The sequence below is a fragment of the Vibrio sp. Scap24 genome, assembly GCF_013394185.1.
GTDB classification, from domain to species: Bacteria; Pseudomonadota; Gammaproteobacteria; order Enterobacterales; family Vibrionaceae; genus Vibrio; species Vibrio pomeroyi.
In genome coordinates this window covers 1,823,656-1,843,183 of record NZ_CP041332.1, presented here as the reverse complement: position 1 = coordinate 1,843,183, position 19,528 = coordinate 1,823,656, and the positions used below count along the sequence as shown (strand labels likewise).

Genomic DNA, 19,528 nt, shown 5'->3' with positions numbered 1-19,528 from the left:
CGGAGCAGATCATGTTTAAAGCACTTGTACTAAACCAAGAAGACAAAAAAACTATCGCATCAGTTTCTCAAATTGAAGAGTCACAATTACCAGAAGGTAACGTGAAGATCGATGTGAGCTACTCTTCTTTGAACTACAAAGATGGTTTGGCGATTACAGGTAAAGGGCGCATTGTTCGCAACTTCCCTATGGTTCCTGGTATCGACCTTTCTGGTGTGGTTTCACAATCTGATGACCCAAGATACAAGGCGGGCGACGAAGTGGTTCTAACTGGCTGGGGTGTTGGTGAAGGTCACTGGGGCGGCATGTCTGAGAAAGCAAGCCTAAACGGTGACTGGTTAGTGCCAATGCCTGCAGGTCTTGACGCTAAGAAAGTAATGGCGATTGGTACAGCTGGCTTCACCGCGATGCTTTGTGTGCAAGCTATCGTCGATTCAGGCATCAAACCGGAAGACGGTGAAATCCTAGTAACAGGCGCAAGTGGCGGTGTAGGCAGCGTGTCTATCACTCTATTGAACCAACTGGGTTACAAAGTAGCAGCGGTTACTGGACGAGCTTCAGAAAATGGTGAGCTTCTAAAATCACTAGGCGCTACACGCATTGTTGAGCGTGCAGAACTAGAAGAACCAGCAAAACCACTAGAGAAACAACTGTGGGCTGGTGCTATCGATACGGTTGGCAGCAAAGTACTTGCTAAAGTATTGGCGCAAATTGATTACAACGGTGCGGTAGCAATGTGTGGTCTAGCTGGCGGCTTTGACTTACCAACAACGGTAATGCCATTCATTCTGCGTAACGTTCGCCTACAAGGTGTGGACTCAGTAATGTGCCCTCGTGAAAAACGTATTAAAGCGTGGGAACAACTGGCTGAACTATTACCAGAGTCTTTCTACGCTCAAGCTACCAAAGAAGTGTCTCTAGATGGTGCTATTCAAGCGGCAGAAGACATCACTAACGGTCAAATCACTGGTCGTGTAGTTATTAAGCTGTAATAGCTAGCACTCTAAAAGCAACACGCAAAAAACAAAAGGGCTGATCATTATCAGCCCTTTTCTGTTTGCTATTCAATATAAAACCTACCCCAAGCCAACATCCGCAATCCGTTTTTGAATCAGCTCACCACACTCCTCTTTTACCACTCTTCTTAGCCACTGTTGTGAGGCAGAAGAATCACAACGGGAGTGCCAGATCAGCGAGTAATCAAATGGCATAAACTCGAATGGCAGCGGCTTAACGACTAAGTCGTAACGCTCTGCAACCAAGTAAGCCAGATCGGCAGGCACAGTAATCACGAGTGGCATTCTATCGACGATCGCCAATGCGGCTTCAAGGTGGTACGCGCGCAATACCATTTTTCGAGGTTGCTGATTGGCTAAGGCGTTGTCCAATAAGGCCTTTACACCATCACTGATCGCGATCATCGCATGAGGCAAAGAGACATAATCCTCAAGGCTCAGCGAACTGTCAGCCAAAGGATGATTCTTAGATAACAAACACGACACACCCACCGGCCCCAGCACTTCTTGATGTAGTGGTGCGACGCTACCACTTGGGCGGCAAATCGCCATATCAACACGCTCGGTACTGAGCTGCTTAAACAAATGTTCATGCTGCAGCGGTGCAAACTCCAAAGAGATGTTCGGAGCTTGCTCATAAATCTTCGGCAGTGCATAAGGTAAGATGGTTTGCATTGCGTAGTCAGTGGTCGCAATCAAAAAGCGCTCACTGCAATAGTAAGGATCGAAATCACTAGGGCTAAGTAACTGACGAAATGATTCTAAAGGCTGATCAATGCGCTGGCTGATCTCAAGTGCTTTTTTGGTGGGGATGAGATGCTGACCTTGACGCGTAAACAAGGGGTCGTTGAGTAACTCTCTTAAGCGCCCTAATACTCGACTGGTTGCCGACTGACTTAAATTAAGACGAATCGCAGCCTGACTAACGCTGCCCTCTTCAATCAATACCTTTAAAGCGACCAATAAATTCAGGTCTCTACGATAGATGTCTTCTAATTCCACGCCACTTACCTAGCTGTATACAATGATCATTAGTCACTAAGTTGTTTATAGCATGCTTTAGATAAAAAAAATCCCGCAATTACGCGGGGAAGCCCAAGAAAATTTGGGGATAGTGTCGGAATGTTGTCGTATCGGAATTTGCTTGTTGTACTCGGGTTAATGCTCTTGCTCTTCGGCTACACCTTGCCAACGGCGCATCTCAACCCAAATACCAATAATCGTTGCTACTATGCCAAAAATAGGCATCAGTGAGGTCTCTGTAGATGAGCGTAGTACTAACGCACAAAAAGAAATAAAACAGAGAACCGAATAAATTGTTAATCTATCTAATCCTGTCAACATCGCCACTCCTTAGCTAGTTGCCTTTGTTTCAAGTTGTTATCAACTTGTTAACTAAGTTATAGGAAATGATTCTGTTTGCCAAGCACTTATTGCATATTTTTTCTGCAGACGTATTATTCACTCGTTAGATAGATATAGAGATACAAACCATGACATTCAAACCTGAACTGGCAACCCATACTTTAGAAGCTGAAGGCCTGCGTTGCCCAGAACCAGTAATGATGGTCAGGAAGACAATTAGAAACATGCAGGATGGCGATGTGTTACTGGTAAAAGCTGACGATCCTTCGACAACTCGAGATATCCCGAGCTTTTGTCGATTCATGGATCACCAGTTGGTGGGCCAAGCGACAGAAACTTTGCCGTACCAGTATTTGATCAGAAAGGGATTGGAGGCGTAAGCCCCACCTAGAATCAAGCGTCAAAAAAGCCGCTCGTACCTTATGTTCTTTGCAGAACTCAGAGTACGAGCGGCTTTTTGTTTATTCGTTTCTCGATCTGTTTTGCAGATGCTCAAGCTGATGTTGAAGCGATCGAATGTCTTTTCGCATAGGAATAATATGCGACACCCGAATCCAGGCCTCGACTGCAAGTGCAGTCATGATCATCGCACCGGCCACCATTGGTAGCCACATGTCCGTCAACACCATGCCTAGTAATGTAAGAGCCAAACCAAAGGTAAATAGATAGCTTTGGCTTTGTGGAGTAATACCCATATAACGCGTCAACATAATCATGCCCTCGTGTTCTTAACTCACAAGATTAAAATATCATGACAAGTATGACAGTTATATGTCCGTTCGCTCGATAAACCCCACAATACTGTAAGAGTATGACCTACAACACATTACTCCACTGGTTGAGTATAATTAGCCTCAACGTCACCGATTAATAGAACGCCGCAGCAATAGCCAAACCGACGAATAACAAGGCCGTGATCTTACGAATCAGGTCAAGCGGCATCTTATCTGCCGACAACTTACCGATGATCACTACTGGCACATTCGCCAATAACATACCGATGGTCGTACCCAGAATTACCCAGGTTAATGCATCCGCGTATTGAGCCCCGAGAATGGAGGTCGCTATCTGGGTTTTATCACCAATCTCAGCAATAAAGAAAGCGATAAAACTGGCAACAAATGGGCCTCGGTTCGAGATCTGTTCATCATCGTCTAACTTATCGGGAATCAAAATCCAGCCTGCCATCGCAATGAAGCTGACCACCAGCACCCACTTTAAAACTTCTGGCGACAGGTAATCTGCGATCACCACACCGAGCCATGCAGCGAGGGCATGATTGGCGATAGTGGCAAAGAAAATAGCAGCAATGATCGGTATCGGTTTTCGATATCGACTGGCTAACAAAAGGGACAGCAACTGGGTTTTATCACCGATCTCGGCAAGGGCCACAGTTGTAATTGAAATAGCTAAAACGCTCACGACATGCTCATTTGGGATGGAGATTATTATATTTAACCAAAGACAAACCTCGCGCCCCATCCCGGTTCACGATGCTTGTCTAAGGTCTTGCTAAGCGCCACCAAGGTGGTGGTTGCCTCGAACGCCATGATGATTTTGCATCAATTATGTTGACGAACGAACTCATTCAATAGGATATGAATAAGTAAGCTACTCCCCAAAGACCGCGAGATTCTAATCACCCACGTAGTCAAACACAAGTGTCAAACTTATCAAAATATCCACTTGTGCCGAAAAACAAACATTAAAGGCAAAAAAATCCACTAAACGACATTTTAGACCACTAATTAAACAAGATTACCCCTACTCGCTTTACGAATATCTCGGTATACTCAGAGGTTATTTTTCTCATTCATTTAAAAGAATCGCGCGAACCTGACTATGCAAAAATACGATATCAAAACCTTCCAGGGAATGATCCTCGCGCTGCAGGATTACTGGGCTCAAAACGGTTGTACCATTGTTCAACCTCTAGATATGGAAGTAGGTGCAGGCACCTCTCACCCAATGACATGTCTACGAGCACTTGGCCCAGAGCCAATGTCTACAGCTTACGTACAACCTTCACGTCGTCCTACTGATGGCCGTTACGGTGAAAACCCTAACCGTCTTCAGCACTACTACCAATTCCAAGTAGCGCTAAAACCATCGCCAGACAATATCCAAGAGTTGTACCTAGGCTCACTAGAGGTTCTTGGTGTTGACCCACTTGTTCACGATATTCGCTTCGTTGAAGATAACTGGGAAAACCCAACACTAGGCGCATGGGGCCTTGGTTGGGAAGTATGGCTAAACGGCATGGAAGTAACTCAGTTTACTTACTTCCAACAGGTTGGCGGCCTTGAGTGTAAGCCAGTAACGGGCGAGATCACTTACGGTATCGAGCGTCTAGCAATGTACATTCAGGAAGTAGATTCTGTTTACGACCTAGTATGGAACGTAGGACCAGACGGTTCTAACGTGACTTACGGTGACATATTCCACCAAAACGAAGTTGAGCAATCAACGTACAACTTCGAACACGCAGACGTAGATTTCCTATTCGCTTTCTTCGATCAATGCGAAAAAGAGTGTAAAGAGCTACTTGAGCTTGAGAAGCCACTTCCGCTTCCAGCTTACGAGCGCATTCTAAAAGCAGGCCACGCATTCAACATCCTTGATGCGCGCAAAGCTATCTCTGTAACAGAGCGTCAACGTTACATCCTTCGTATCCGCAACCTGACTAAATCAGTTGCTGAGGCGTACTACGCGTCACGTGAAGCGCTTGGCTTCCCAATGTGTAAGAAGGACAAATAATCATGGCGAAGAATTTTCTAATTGAACTGGGTACGGAAGAGCTTCCACCAACAGCACTTCGTTCTCTAGCAGAAGCATTTGCTTCTAACTTTGAAGCAGGTCTTAAAACGGCTGAGCTTTCTCACGAAGGCATCAAGTGGTACGCAGCACCTCGTCGTCTAGCACTTAAAGTAACAGCACTGGCTGAAGGCCAAGCGGACAAAGTCGTTGAAAAACGTGGTCCTGCTGTTTCTGTAGCATTCGATGCAGAAGGCAACGCGACTAAAGCAGCACAAGGTTGGGCTCGCGGTAACGGTATTACTGTTGAGCAAGCTGACCGTCTGAAAACAGACAAAGGCGAGTGGCTTCTTTTCAAACAAGAAGTAGCTGGCAAACCTGTTCAAGAATTGGTGATGGACATCGCTGCGAAAGCACTAGCTGGTCTGCCAATTCCTAAAGCAATGCGCTGGGGTAACTCAGACATTCAATTTATCCGTCCAGTAAAAACACTGACAGTACTACTAGGTGATGAGCTTGTTGAAGGCGAAATCCTAGGTGTAGCATCTGCCCGCACTATCCGTGGCCACCGTTTCATGGGCGAACAAGAGTTCACAATCGATTCTGCTGACCAATACCCTGCGATCCTAGAAGAGCGCGGTAAAGTAATGGCGGATTACGAAGCACGTAAAGCAATCATCCTTGCTGACTCTCAAAAAGCGGCAGCAGCAGTTGGCGGTAAAGCTGACCTAGAAGATGACCTTGTTGAAGAAGTAACGTCTCTGGTTGAATGGCCAGTAGTACTTACAGCGAAGTTTGAAGAAGAGTTCCTAAAAGTACCTTCTGAAGCTTTGGTTTACACCATGAAAGGTGACCAAAAATACTTCCCTGTTTACGATGAAAACAAGAAGCTACTACCGAACTTTATCTTCGTATCAAACATCGAGTCTAAAGAGCCTCGTCACGTTATCGAAGGTAACGAGAAAGTTGTACGTCCACGTCTTGCTGATGCTGAGTTCTTCTTCAACACAGACCGTAAGCGTCCGCTGATCGACCGTCTTCCTGAGCTAGACCAAGCTATCTTCCAGAAGCAGCTTGGTACTATCAAAGACAAAACAGACCGCATCACAGAACTTGCTGGCTACATCGCTGAGCAAATCGATGCAGATGTTGAGAAATCTAAGCGCGCAGGCCTACTGGCTAAGTGTGACCTTATGACATCTATGGTATTCGAATTCACGGATACACAAGGTGTAATGGGCATGCACTACGCGACTCACGATGGTGAAGACGAGCAAGTTGCACTGGCACTTTACGAGCAGTACATGCCTCGTTTCGCTGGTGACGACCTACCAAGCACGGGTATCTCTTCTGCAGTTGCAATGGCAGACAAGCTAGACACTATCGTAGGTATCTTCGGTATTGGCCAAGCACCAAAAGGTTCTGACCCATTTGCTCTACGTCGTGCATCACTAGGTGTGCTGCGTATCATCGTTGAAAACGGCTACAACCTAGACCTAACGGATCTGATCGGTAAAGCGAAAGAGCTACTAGGCGACAAGCTAACCAACGAAAACGTAGAAGCTGACGTTATCGACTTCATGCTAGGTCGTTTCCGCGCATGGTACCAAGATGCTGGCTTCAGCGTTGATATCATCCAAGCAGTACTAGCACGTCGTCCAACTAAGCCAGCTGACTTTGACCAACGTGTTAAAGCGGTTTCTCACTTCCGTGAACTGGAATCAGCAGAAGCACTAGCAGCAGCGAACAAGCGTGTAGGTAACATCCTTGCGAAGTTCGATGGCGAGCTACCAGCTGAAATCGACCTAACGCTTCTTCAAGAAGACGCAGAGAAAGCACTGGCTGAAAACGTTGAAGTAATGACGGAAGCACTAGAACCAGCATTCGCAACAGGCAACTACCAAGAAGCCCTAAGCAAGCTTGCTGACCTGCGTGAACCGGTTGATGCATTCTTCGATAACGTAATGGTTATGGCTGATGACGAAGCGCTTAAGAAGAACCGTCTAACGCTACTGAACAACCTACGTAACCTGTTCCTACAGATTGCTGACATCTCTCTACTGCAAAAATAAGCACGAGTGAGACAGTTGCTCTAAGTCATACTCTGAGCAACCAAAGGTAAACACCCAAAGGGAAGCGAAAGCTTCCCTTTTTGTTTTTGTGAACCAAGCATTTGTTTGTAGAGGTGTTATTGACTATCTGAATGAATCAGCGCTCAGACTGTAGAGGGCATTGTTTGCTATAACTGACCTGTTTATTCAGGGGAAGGGAACAATGAAAAAAACAGTACTCGCGCTTTCAATACTCGCACTCAGCGCATGCAGCCAAACCAGTGATGACAGCTTATTGCTGACGATCGATAACAACACTGTCGTATTTGAATCGACAGGAAAAGGCACTGTTATTGCTGAACAGGAACTCGCTAAAGGTAGCTATACCTTCTCTATCAGCGATACTCAAAATACCTGTGGTACCAACTATGCGCTGGCTGAAGAAAACCGCATCAAATTCAATAAACCCCTTCGCCTAGACGACTGCGCCGATAAGTCTGAATTAGATATCAAGGTCTTTCGCGCTAACACCTATCAGTTTACGCTCAACCCACAAACCAATGAGCTGACCGTTCAGATAAAACCGAAGCAACAACAAGTACAAAGCTTTGCTTGTCCGGTTCCTAATGACGAACCAACCATCATCGACGTTGCTCAAACCTTTGATGATGGCACCGTGGTTAGAGACGCTCTTTCAGGCAAACAAGTCACAGTAACTAATGGCAGCGTCACCATGCAGCCAGCAGAAAATAGCCAAGGTGTCTTGTTGCTAGAAAAAGTGGAACCCAAAACCAAAGCTGAATTTAGTTGGGATAACGCCACGGTTTACTTCGTAATGACCGACCGCTTCCATAACGGTAACCCTGACAACGACAACAGTTACGGTCGCAGCCAAGACGGACAAGATGAAATCGGCACCTTTCACGGTGGTGACTTAGCAGGCTTAACCGAAAAGCTCGACTACATTGAATCGCTCGGTGCTAACGCCATCTGGATAACGTCTCCGTTAGAACAGATCCACGGCTGGGTTGGCGGAGGTGATCGCGGTGATTTCAAACACTATGGCTACCATGGTTACTACCACCAAGATTGGACTAAGCTTGATGACAACATGGGTACAGAAGACGAACTGAAAACCTTCATAGATACCGCGCATAGCAAAGGTATTCGTGTCGTCTGGGACGTGGTAATGAACCACACTGGTTACGCCACACTTGCTGATATGCAAGAGTTCTACTTTGGTAAGCTCAACCTCACCGATGAAGAAGCAACAAAAACACTTGGCGAAAACTGGACTGACTGGCAACCCGCTAAAGGTCAGAACTGGCACTACTTCAATAACTACATTTCATACAGCGATAAAGAAGCGTGGGAGAAATGGTGGGGCAAGGCATGGCTGCGCAGCGATATCGGTGCTTATGACTCTCCGGGTTACAACAACCTCACCATGTCTTTAGCGCATCTGCCCGATTTCAAAACAGAATCGACAGAAACCACTGGGCTACCGAACTTCTATCGCAATAAGTCCACCAGCGCGACTGATGAACTTAAAACGCCTCGTGAACATCTGATCACTTGGTTGTCTGACTGGGTGCGCGAATACGGTGTGGATGGCTTTAGGGTAGATACCGCTAAGCACGTTGAACTGGAAGCTTGGGCAGAGCTTAAAGAGAGCACTAACCAAGCTCTTGCTGAGTGGAAGCAGAACAACCCAGACAAAGCCTTGGATGACTTACCCTTCTGGATGACAGGCGAAGTGTGGGCCCATAGCGTGGTGAAATCAGATTACTTCGCTAACGGTTTTGATTCGATCATCAACTTTGAATTCCAGAGCGATATCGCACCAAAGGCGCTTAAGTGTCTATCCGATCTCGATGCTGATTACCTCCGCTACGCAGAGAAGATCAACACTGACAGCGAGTTCAACGTGTTGAGTTACCTATCGTCTCACGATACCTCACTATTCTGGACACAGCACGGCAGTGACTTTGCTAAACAAACCAAAGCCGCGAATGCATTAATGCTTGCTCCGGGTGCAGTACAGATCTATTACGGCGATGAAATCGCCCGTGACTTTGGCCCAACAGGCTCCGACCCAATGCAAGGTACTCGCTCAGACATGCCTTGGGATCAAATCATCGGCGAACGTGCAGAATTGCTAGAACACTGGCAAGCGCTTGGTCAATTCCGCCAACGCCACCCAGCCGTCGCGCAAGGTAAGCACATCATCCGCAACAGCAAGGGCTACTACGCCTTCGAACGCCAATACCAAGATGACAAGGTGTTGGTTGTTTATACCGGTTCAAAGTAAACACGCACGGTTATCAAACGACATAAATTTAAAGGGAAGCTTCGGCTTCCCTTTTTTGATCACTAAAAGCGCGTTCAATAAGCAAGCTGTCACTCATTAGCCAAACTTTATAGAAGTTTTTTTCGTGTTAGAGCATTTGGCGCTATGCGTCGCAAAAACATTGCGGTATGTTCAAGGAATACACTGATGGCAGGTATAAGGTCTGCCTTACTGACACATAACAAGCAATCACAATGAATTAGGTAAAATAAGTAATGCAGTTCTCTAAGTTTGGTGAAAAGTTTAATCGATACTCTGGAATCACTCGTTTAATGGATGATTTGAATGATGGTCTGCGCACTCCAGGCGCTATCATGCTCGGTGGTGGTAACCCAGCCGCTATCCCAGCCATGCTCGATTACTTTAACCAAGCCAGTGCCGACATGCTCGCCAGTGGAGAACTCATCGCCGCCCTCGCCAACTACGACGGTCCGCAGGGTAAAGACAGCTTCATTAAGTCATTAGCTGCGATGCTAAAAGAGACTTATGGCTGGGACATCAGCGAAAAAAACATCAGCCTGACTAATGGCAGTCAGAGCGGCTTCTTTTACCTATTCAACCTATTAGCGGGTCAACAACCAGACGGTTCACACAAGAAAATCTTGCTGCCGATCGCTCCTGAATACATCGGCTACGGTGATGCAGGGATTGATGACGACATCTTTATCTCTTACCACCCAGAGATAGAATTGCTTGAAAACCGTCAGTTCAAATATCATGTCGATTTTGAACAACTCAAGGTTGATGACTCTGTGGCCGCTATCTGTGCATCTCGTCCAACCAACCCAACCGGTAACGTACTGACAGATGAGGAAGTACGTAAGTTGGATAAACTCGCACGTGAAAATAACATCCCGCTACTGATCGATAACGCTTACGGCCTACCATTTCCAAACATCATCTTTGAAGATGTAGAACCGTTCTGGAATGAAAATACGATTCTGTGCATGAGCCTGTCTAAGCTTGGTTTGCCAGGTGTACGCTGCGGTATCGTGATTGCGAGCGAAGAAGTAACACAAGCACTGACTAACATGAATGGCATTATCAGCTTAGCGCCAAGCAGTGTGGGCCCTGCTATTGCCAACCACATGATTGAGAACGGTGATCTATTACGTTTAAGCAGCGAAGTGATTAAGCCTTTCTATAAAGAGAAGTCTTTGCGCGCTGTTGAACTGCTGCAAGACGCTATCGACGATCCACGTTTTCGCATTCACAAACCTGAAGGCGCTATCTTCTTGTGGTTATGGTTTGATGAACTGCCTATCACGACAATGGAACTGTATGACCGCTTGAAAGCTCGCGGCGTATTGATTGTTCCAGGTGAATACTTCTTTATCGGCCAAGAAGATGAGTGGGATCATGCTCACCAGTGCTTACGTATGAACTACGTACAAGATGATGAAGCGATGCAGAAAGGCATTAAAATTATTGCTGAAGAAGTGAAAAAGGCATACTCAGAGCAGTAATCAGAGCTTTTAACTTACCGTAGACCAAATACAAAAAGAGCACCTTATTAGGTGCTCTTTCACTTTTACTTCCCGATAGTTTTTGTCACTTGAATACCCTAAATAATTGGGGGTTCAGCTAGGCGACTAGAAAATTCAGCCCTATGAGCATAGGGAACCTATGTGATTAGGGGGAATTTACGACGTCAACAACGCTGTAGCTTCAAGTATGACGGGTATTAACCTTCTAGTAGGCTATTACCGTTGATAGCAATCTTACGTGGTTGCATCGCTTCTGGGATTTCGCGTTCTAGGTCAATATGAAGAAGACCATTTTCCATGCTTGCACCTACCACTTTTACGTAGTCTGCCAGTTGGAATTTACGCTCGAAATCACGCTCTGCAATACCTTGGTATACGAAGGTTTTCTCTGCTTCAGCTTTACGCTCACCTTTAACTATTAGCATGTTCTCTTTCTGAGTCAGGTCTAATTGGTCATCGGAAAAACCAGCAACTGCCATAGTAATACGGTAGTTGTTCTCGTCTTTTTGCTCGATATTGTATGGAGGGTAACCGCCAGAAGAGTTCTTCGATGTGTTCGCTTCCATCATGTTGAATAGACGATCGAAGCCGATTGCGTTGCGGTAAAGTGGAGTGAAATCTACAGTTCTCATAATGCTATCCTTTTAGTAAGCAATAGTCTTAGCCGTGAATTTTACTTAGATCGAACCTATGTGTGATCCAGTAAACAGCTAAGAGATTCAATTCGCATTCCTCGGGTTTCACCTCTATTGGCGACAACACTGGGACATGACAATGAATCAATTTTTAAGTTGTGTGCTGCTAAAGTTATCCTCTGTTGAGCGATACTTCGTCAGCGGTAATGAAGGTTCCGTTTCTTCTCTTGTAGAGCAAGACAGTCATCCTCTTCATAAATAGATATATGGTGCCACAAAGTGCTTTTCAAGCGGCGATCTTCAATTTTTTGGTTAAGAAAAACCAAACGCTACATAAATATTACTTAATTTTAATTAACCACCATTGGTCATACCCTAATCGAGTTGAGTCCTTTTTTATCGTTTTTGGTGGTAATCCTAATGCCTTCTACACATATATCTTACGCACTTCACTCTTACGATGCCTTAGCACACCTCGATATCCACATCGATAAAGTGGCTCTGGTAACAGAAGGTGGCGGCCAACGTGGCATTTTTACAGCGGGCGTATTAGATGCCTTTCTCGAGCAAAGCTTTAATCCGTTTTCACTGATGATTGGTACATCAGCGGGCTCTCTAAATCTAGCATCCTATATATGTGGTCAACATCGACATGCGTATCGCGTCATCACAGAAGCAACAGTCAGCCCTAAGTTCTTCGATACTTATAAGTTTTTACTGAAAAAGAAAGGACTAGACCTTGATTGGTTGCTTGAGCAAACCGAAACAAGCTTACCGCTCAACTGGCAGTTAGGTCATGACAATATGAAGAATTGTAAGGTGCTTGCCTGTGCATCCCACGCAACTCATCACGAGCCAACCTATTTTGACTTAGACTCACACGCTTGGCAGGACGCACTCAAAGCCTCATGTGCCATTCCTTTTATCAGCCCAAAGGCAATTCAAGCGAATGATGAAGAGTGGCTTGATGGCAGTATTGCCGCCCCAATACCCGCGCAAGAAGCCTATAACCGGGGCTATAAACATATAGTCGTGATTCGAACTGTACCCATTTCAACGTCTTTTGATCACCGCTGGATGTGCAAATACAGTAAGTTATTAGGGAAAACAAAAGCCAAAGCGATGATTGATCTGTTAATCAAGCACGAAGCACATTACCGTGCGACTCAAGACTTTTTGAGTAACCCTCCTGAAGGCGCAACCATTTATGAGATTCATCCAAACAAAGCGCTGCACTCAACATTACTCGGAAGTCCTAAACATGCACTTGAACATGACTACGAAGTAGGACTTTTATCCGGAAAGTACTTCCTCGCCACGACAGGCCGTCATATTGAACAGACATAAAAAAGCACCGCCAGTTGGCAGTGCTTTTATAATCTTAAGTTTCTTTATTACTAAAGAGATCTATACATCAAGGTTAGCTACTTTAAGTGCGTTCTCTTCGATGAAGTTACGACGAGGCTCAACTTGGTCACCCATTAGCGTGGTGAACAGTTGGTCAGCGCCAACCGCATCTTCGATCGTTACTTGCATCATGCGACGAGTTTCAGGATCCATTGTAGTTTCCCAAAGCTGATCTGGGTTCATCTCACCTAGACCTTTGTATCGTTGTAGGCTTAGACCACGACGAGACTCTTTAACCAACCAGTTCAGAGCTTCAACGAAGTTCGTTACTGCTTGAGTACGCTCACCACGTTTGATGTAAGCGCCTTCTTCGATAAGACCGTCTAGTGCTTCTGATAGGCTTGCTAGCTTGCCGTATTCTTTCGAGTTGAATAGCTCAATGCTTAGCGCATGTTCGTGTGTCACACCGTGAGTACGAACCACAATCTTAGGTAGGCTTAGACCTAGCTCTTCATGTTTTTCAACTTCTAGAGAGTACTGGCTTGCACCAACCTCTTTCGCGTTTAGTTGCTCAACCAGCTGCTTACCCCAAGTTTCTACTGCTGACTCATCGTGACACTGCTCTGCAGTTAGACGAGGCATGTAGATCATTTCATGCATCAGTGCATGTGGGTAACGGCGGCTCATGCGCTCAACCAGTTTGATACCAGAGTTGTATTGCTGAACAAGCTTCTCTAGCGCTTCACCTGCCAATGCTGGTGCATCAGGGTTAACGTGTAGAGCTGCGTTGTCTAGTGCCAATGATACTTGGTACTGGTTCATTGCATCTTCATCTTTGATGTACTGCTCTTGCTTACCTTTCTTCACTTTGTAAAGTGGTGGCTGAGCGATGTAGATGTAACCACGTTCGATTAGCTCTGGCATTTGACGGTAGAAGAAGGTCAACAGTAGCGTACGAATGTGCGAACCATCGACATCGGCATCGGTCATGATGATGATGTTGTGGTAACGCAGTTTGTCTGGGTTGTATTCGTCGCGGCCGATACCACAACCAAGAGCTGTGATTAACGTTGCAACTTCTTGTGAAGAAAGCATCTTGTCGAAACGTGCTTTCTCTACGTTTAGAATCTTACCTTTAAGTGGAAGAATCGCTTGGTTCTTACGGTTACGCCCCTGCTTAGCTGATCCGCCAGCAGAGTCCCCTTCCACAATGTATAGTTCAGACAGTGCAGGATCTTTTTCCTGACAGTCAGCAAGCTTACCAGGTAGGCCAGCTAGGTCTAAAGCGCCTTTACGACGAGTCATTTCGCGCGCCTTACGAGCTGCATCACGAGCACGTGCTGCATCGATAATCTTAGAACAAACAATCTTAGCTTCGCCCGGGTTCTCAATTAGGAACTCAGACAGTTTTTCACCCATCGCTTGCTCAACCGCAGACTTCACTTCAGAAGAAACCAGCTTGTCTTTAGTTTGGCTTGAGAACTTAGGATCAGGCACTTTCACTGAGATTACAGCGGTTAGACCTTCACGAGCATCATCACCTGAAGTCGCAGTCTTCGCTTTCTTAGAGAAGCCTTCCTTATCCATGAAGCTGTTCAAAGTACGCGTAAGCGCAGCACGGAAACCAGCAAGGTGAGTACCACCATCACGTTGAGGAATGTTGTTTGTGAAACAGTAGATGTTTTCTTGGTAACCATCATTCCACTGCATCGCGACTTCTACAGTGATGCCATCTTCACGTTCGTGGTCGAAGTGGAAGATTTTTTGGATGATCGGTGTCTTATTGGTGTTTAGGTGATCAACGAACGCCTGAATACCACCTTCAAACATGAAGTGATCCGATTTATCTTCTTCACGCTCATCAATTAGCTTGATAGATACGCCTGAGTTTAGGAACGACAGTTCACGTAGACGCTTAGCAAGAATATCGTAGTGGAAAAGTACATTAGAGAATGTATCTTCACTTGGCCAGAAACGAATCTCTGTACCCGTTTTGTCTGTATCGCCGATAGCAGCAAGAGGAGCTTGCGGCTCACCGTGGTGATACGTTTGAGTATGGATTTTACCACCGCGGTGGATAGTAAGAGTAACCTGCTTAGACAGTGCGTTTACTACTGAAACACCAACACCGTGCAAGCCACCTGATACCTTGTATGAGTTATCATCGAACTTACCACCAGCGTGAAGAACCGTCATGATTACTTCAGCAGCAGACACTTGCTCTTCTGGGTGTAGTTCAGTTGGAATACCACGGCCGTCATCGCGTACCGATACTGAATTGTCTTCATGGATAGTAACAATGATGTCATTACAGTGACCAGCAAGTGCTTCATCAATAGAGTTATCTACTACCTCGAAGACCATGTGGTGCAGACCGGTACCATCATCCGTGTCGCCAATGTACATTCCAGGACGCTTACGAACCGCATCCAGACCCTTCAGTACTTTAATACTCGATGAATCGTAATTATCTGACATAGTTACTCTCTGACTAATTATCCTTGCTCTATTTTGCCATGTTCCACATGAAACATCCTGCTATTTTCATCATGCATATCTGCAATCTGATCAGCGGTAATAGAGCTTACAAAAACTTGAGCCTCGGTCGCCTTTAAACACTCAGCAAGACGTGCGCGGCGTTGGCTATCTAATTCGGAAGCGAAGTCATCTATTAAATAGATACACTGCTTTCCTGTCATTTGAGTGAGGTGTTGCCCTTGTGCTACTCGCAATGCACACACCATCAACTTCAATTGACCTCGTGACAAGACATCTTCCACAGGAGTGCCATTCACTTTTATCTTTAGATCAGCTTTATTTGGCCCACTAAAGGTGTAACCAAGCTGCTGATCCCTTTCAAAATTCTTTTCTAATATCTCGGCGTATGGGGTGTCTTTATCCCAGCCGCGATAGTAGTTAATCTTTATCTCAAACTCAGGTAGGAAGGTCGCGCAGATTTCTTCGGCGACTTCTTTAAGCTGATCAACGTAGGTGGCACGCCACTGACTGATGCTTTCAGCTAAACGGGCCAGTTCTTGATCCCAATAGCTCAGCTCTCGATAGTGGGTTGCCGTTTTCAATAATGCGTTTCGCTGTTTATTGAGGCGCTTTACCCTACCCCAAGCATCATAAAAACCCGACTCACTGTGGAAGACTCCCCAATCAATGAATGCTCGGCGATGCTTAGGTCCATCTGTCAGTAAATCAAACCCTTCCGGGTGAATCAACTGCAAAGGTAAGACTTGAGCTAACTGAGCCAACTTTTGCCCAGTTTGACCGCTTATTTTAACCTCTGTCGTGCCATCGCGCTGCTTATTAATGCCAATTGGCAGCTCAAATTGATCCGAGGTCATAAAACGGCCATGTACAAACAGCTCACTACACTCGTTTTGTATGATACGACCGGTGAGCGAGCTCTTGAATGAACGGCCGTGTCCGAGCAGATACACCGCTTCAAGGACACTGGTTTTGCCGCTTCCGTTAGCCCCTATAAGAAAGTTAAAGCCTGATGACGGTTGAATGTCACAGGCTTCAATATTTCTAAACTGCTTAACGATTAAGCGCGATAAAGGCATAACGTCTTCATATTAATCTTCAATCACGACTCGGTAGGTAAACGTTGTTGATCAGTAAACATGGTTGATTCACAAACAACGCTTATAAGCGAATTGGCATAACAACGTACATTGCGCTGTCATCTTGTGCGTTTTCAATCAAAGCACTCGCATTCGCGTCTGACATTGAGATACGAACTTGTTCGCAACGCAGTGTATTCAGAACATCCAATACGTAGCTTACGTTGAAGCCAATCTCTAATGCATCACCGTCGAAGGTAACGTCTAGCATCTCTTCCGCTTCTTCTTGTTCTGGGTTGTTCGCGGTAATACGCATCTCGCTATCTGCAAGGTTAACGCGAACACCACGGAATTTTTCATTCGAAAGAATCGCAGCGCGAGAGAACGCAGAGCGTAATTCGTCACAACCCGCTTCTAGCGTTTTAGTGGTGTTTTGCGGCATTACGCGGCGATAATCAGGGAAACGACCATCAACTAGCTTAGAAGTGAAGACATAGTTGTTCACTTCTGCACGTACGTTTGAGTTACCAATTTGCAGCGTTACTGGCTGTTCTGGTGCATCTAATAGCTTCACTAGCTCCTGAACACCCTTACGAGGAACAATGATCTGCTTTTGAGCAAAATCCGCACCTAGCTGTGCTTGAGATACCGCCATACGGTGACCATCAGTCGCTACGCTGCGCAGGATAGAGCCTTCAATCTCAAACAACATACCGTTGAGGTAGTAACGAACGTCTTGGTTCGCCATAGAGAATTGAGTTTTTTCAATAAGACCGCGTAGCTCAGCTTGTGTCACAGACACTTCAACTTCACTGCTCCAGTCTTCAATATTTGGGAAATCTGCCGCAGGCAAGGTTGCCAATGAGAAACGGCTACGACCAGAGCGAACTTGAACACGGTCGCCATCCAATACCACAGTGATCACTGAGCTATCAGGTAAACCACGACAGATATCTAGGAATTTACGAGAAGGCACCGTGATGCTGCCCGCTTCAAAATCACCTTCAAGCGTTACACGGCTGATCAGTTCAACTTCTAGATCCGTTGCTGTCATCGACAACACGTTATCTTCTACTTTAATCAGTAGGTTTCCTAGAATTGGAAGCGTTGGCCTGCCACCTAGCGCGCCAGACACTTGTTGTAATGGCTTAATCAGATGACTACGTTCAATGGTAAATTTCATATCTTGCTCTTACGGTCTAAATGGCACGCATCATAATGCATGGCCAAGATTCTGCTTATTAAGGTTAAGAATACTGTGTATTAAGAAGAAAGGGTACGAATCAAGTTCGAATAATCTTCTTTAATGTCGTGGCTCTCTTCACGCAGCTGCGCAATCTTACGACAAGCGTGCAGTACGGTCGTATGGTCACGACCACCGAATGCATCACCAATCTCAGGCAAGCTGTGGTTAGTCAGCTCTTTCGCCAGTGCCATCGCCAATTGACGTGGACGAGCAACAGAACGAGAACGACGTTTAGACAGGAGATCGGCTACTTTGATTTTGTAGTACTCAGCAACTGTCTTTTGAATGTTATCAATGGTGACCAGCTTCTCTTGCAGTGCAAGAAGGTCACGCAGTGCTTCACGTACGAAATCGATCGTGATCGGGCGACCTGTGAAGTTTGCATTCGCAATCACACGGTTCAATGCGCCTTCAAGCTCACGAACGTTAGATCGTAGTCGCTTAGCAATAAAGAACGCCACTTCATCCGCAAGGTGAATTTGGTGGTCTTCTGCTTTCTTCATTAAGATCGCAACACGCGTCTCAAGCTCTGGTGGCTCAATCGCTACCGTCAAACCCCAACCGAAGCGAGACTTAAGACGATCTTCTACGCCGTTGATCTCTTTTGGATAACGGTCAGAAGTTAGGATGATCTGTTGGTTGCCTTCAAGCAGCGCATTAAAGGTATGGAAGAACTCTTCTTGAGAACGCTCTTTATTAGCGAAGAATTGGATGTCATCGATAAGCAATGCATCGACACTACGGTAGTAGCGTTTGAATTCTTCGATCGCGTTGTTTTGCAGTGCCTTTACCATATCCTGAACAAAACGCTCAGAGTGCATGTACACCACTTTCGCATTTGGCTTGCCATCAACAATGGCGTTACCTACGGCGTGCAACAAGTGAGTTTTACCTAGACCGGTGCCACCGTATAGAAATAGAGGGTTGTACGCCGCGCCTGGGTTATCCGCCACCTGACGTGCAGCAGCCAAACCCAGTTGGTTCGACTTACCCTCAACAAAGTTATTGAACTTGTGCTTAGGGTTGACGTTTGAACGGTGGTTAATGTCCACGGCTACAGGCTCTTCATCACGCCACGTGTTGTGAACAGGCTTACGAGCTTGTAATTGTGCAGGAGCAGATGACTCAGCGGCCACATCGGCTGCCGTACGTGTACGAGTCGGTGCTGGTGTCGCTGGCTTTGGTGCAACCACACGCTTGCTTCCCACTTCAAAATGCAAATGCGGGATATCATTACCGCAATATTCTTGCAGCAAGCGGTTGATGCTATTTAAGTACTTATCACGAACCCAATCGAGTACGAATCGGTTCGGAGCAAATAGAGTTAGAGTATTGTCATTGAGCTCCGCTTGTAACGGACGAACCCACATACTGAATTCTGTAGCTGGTAACTCTTCTTGAAGCTGTTGCAAACACTGCAACCAAAGCGAAGATGACACGGTGCCCCCACTCTATTTAAGTAATATGAAATGACTGCTAATTTTACCTGTTGATAAGTCAGATCACCAGCAATTGATCACAGATCCAGTGAATAAGATCCAAGTTATTCACAATAAATTTGTAATTAATCGGTGGATCCACACATCTTGCCCCTAATTTACTCACATAACGATCCACTTATGCCCGGATCCTTGCTAGTTATCCCCAAATCAGGAATGCGATCTGGTTATGGTTAATAACATCTGGTTATTTATTCTATTGT

General features: G+C 45.7%; 16 protein-coding genes and 1 riboswitch. Of the genes, 7 read left to right on the top strand and 9 right to left on the bottom strand.

Annotated elements, in window-relative coordinates:
* The first annotated feature begins 11 nt into the window (after window positions 1–11).
* The gene (locus FLM53_RS08105) at window positions 12–992 is read left to right on the top strand and encodes an MDR family oxidoreductase (protein ID WP_176680663.1); all 981 of its coding nucleotides are present in this window, start codon (window positions 12–14) and stop codon (window positions 990–992) included.
* A gap of 84 nt (window positions 993–1,076) precedes the next feature.
* Here FLM53_RS08105 and FLM53_RS08100 read toward each other — a convergent pair whose 3' ends face one another.
* Window positions 1,077–2,018, bottom strand: a complete 942-nt coding sequence (locus FLM53_RS08100; RefSeq protein WP_176680662.1) for a LysR family transcriptional regulator — start codon at window positions 2,016–2,018, stop codon at window positions 1,077–1,079.
* 156 nt (window positions 2,019–2,174) lie between these two features.
* The gene (locus tag FLM53_RS08095) at window positions 2,175–2,360 is read right to left on the bottom strand and encodes a hypothetical protein (RefSeq protein ID WP_004739241.1); all 186 of its coding nucleotides are present in this window, start codon (window positions 2,358–2,360) and stop codon (window positions 2,175–2,177) included.
* Between the two features lie 149 nt (window positions 2,361–2,509).
* Here FLM53_RS08095 and tusA point away from each other — a divergent pair, with 149 nt between their 5' ends.
* Window positions 2,510–2,761 carry a sulfurtransferase TusA gene (gene tusA / locus FLM53_RS08090; protein ID WP_004736675.1) on the top strand — a complete coding sequence of 84 codons (252 nt, stop codon included), beginning with the start codon at window positions 2,510–2,512 and terminating at the stop codon, window positions 2,759–2,761.
* Between the two features lie 81 nt (window positions 2,762–2,842).
* Here tusA and FLM53_RS08085 read toward each other — a convergent pair whose 3' ends face one another.
* Entirely contained in the window at window positions 2,843–3,097 is a 255-nt protein-coding gene (locus tag FLM53_RS08085; RefSeq protein ID WP_017632671.1) for a hypothetical protein, read from the bottom strand.
* Between the two features lie 151 nt (window positions 3,098–3,248).
* Window positions 3,249–3,803 (bottom strand): TMEM165/GDT1 family protein, encoded by a 555-nt coding sequence (locus FLM53_RS08080; RefSeq protein ID WP_176680661.1) that lies wholly within the window; start codon window positions 3,801–3,803, stop codon window positions 3,249–3,251.
* 34 nt (window positions 3,804–3,837) lie between these two features.
* Window positions 3,838–4,013: riboswitch (yybP-ykoY riboswitch) on the bottom strand.
* Window positions 4,014–4,223: 210 nt separating this feature from the next.
* Between FLM53_RS08080 and glyQ the strand changes: the two genes are divergently transcribed.
* From glyQ to FLM53_RS08060, 4 genes are all read left to right on the top strand, one after another.
* A complete protein-coding gene (gene glyQ / locus FLM53_RS08075) occupies window positions 4,224–5,138 on the top strand; it encodes a glycine--tRNA ligase subunit alpha (protein WP_176680660.1) in 915 nt (304 codons plus the stop codon).
* A 2-nt stretch (window positions 5,139–5,140) separates the two neighbouring features.
* Window positions 5,141–7,207, top strand: a complete 2,067-nt coding sequence (gene glyS / locus FLM53_RS08070) for a glycine--tRNA ligase subunit beta (RefSeq protein ID WP_176680659.1) — start codon at window positions 5,141–5,143, stop codon at window positions 7,205–7,207.
* Window positions 7,208–7,409: 202 nt separating this feature from the next.
* A complete protein-coding gene (locus FLM53_RS08065) occupies window positions 7,410–9,497 on the top strand; it encodes an alpha-amylase (RefSeq protein WP_176680658.1) in 2,088 nt (695 codons plus the stop codon).
* 254 nt (window positions 9,498–9,751) lie between these two features.
* On the top strand, window positions 9,752–11,002 hold the full coding sequence (locus FLM53_RS08060) for a valine--pyruvate transaminase (RefSeq protein ID WP_176680657.1): 1,251 nt from the start codon (window positions 9,752–9,754) through the stop codon (window positions 11,000–11,002).
* Window positions 11,003–11,220: 218 nt separating this feature from the next.
* Here FLM53_RS08060 and FLM53_RS08055 read toward each other — a convergent pair whose 3' ends face one another.
* Window positions 11,221–11,655 (bottom strand): Hsp20 family protein, encoded by a 435-nt coding sequence (locus FLM53_RS08055; protein WP_048618373.1) that lies wholly within the window; start codon window positions 11,653–11,655, stop codon window positions 11,221–11,223.
* A 423-nt stretch (window positions 11,656–12,078) separates the two neighbouring features.
* Here FLM53_RS08055 and FLM53_RS08050 point away from each other — a divergent pair, with 423 nt between their 5' ends.
* The gene (locus FLM53_RS08050) at window positions 12,079–13,005 is read left to right on the top strand and encodes a patatin family protein (RefSeq protein ID WP_176680656.1); all 927 of its coding nucleotides are present in this window, start codon (window positions 12,079–12,081) and stop codon (window positions 13,003–13,005) included.
* A gap of 60 nt (window positions 13,006–13,065) precedes the next feature.
* Here FLM53_RS08050 and gyrB read toward each other — a convergent pair whose 3' ends face one another.
* From gyrB to dnaA, 4 genes are all read right to left on the bottom strand, one after another.
* The gene (gene gyrB, locus FLM53_RS08045; protein ID WP_176680655.1) at window positions 13,066–15,483 is read right to left on the bottom strand and encodes a DNA topoisomerase (ATP-hydrolyzing) subunit B; all 2,418 of its coding nucleotides are present in this window, start codon (window positions 15,481–15,483) and stop codon (window positions 13,066–13,068) included.
* A gap of 17 nt (window positions 15,484–15,500) precedes the next feature.
* Entirely contained in the window at window positions 15,501–16,580 is a 1,080-nt protein-coding gene (gene recF / locus FLM53_RS08040) for a DNA replication/repair protein RecF (RefSeq protein WP_017632663.1), read from the bottom strand.
* A gap of 82 nt (window positions 16,581–16,662) precedes the next feature.
* Window positions 16,663–17,763 carry a DNA polymerase III subunit beta gene (gene dnaN / locus FLM53_RS08035; RefSeq protein WP_017632662.1) on the bottom strand — a complete coding sequence of 367 codons (1,101 nt, stop codon included), beginning with the start codon at window positions 17,761–17,763 and terminating at the stop codon, window positions 16,663–16,665.
* Window positions 17,764–17,843: 80 nt separating this feature from the next.
* Window positions 17,844–19,265, bottom strand: coding sequence for a chromosomal replication initiator protein DnaA (gene dnaA, locus FLM53_RS08030; protein WP_017632661.1), 1,422 nt, complete (start codon window positions 19,263–19,265; stop codon window positions 17,844–17,846).
* Window positions 19,266–19,528: the final 263 nt, after the last annotated feature.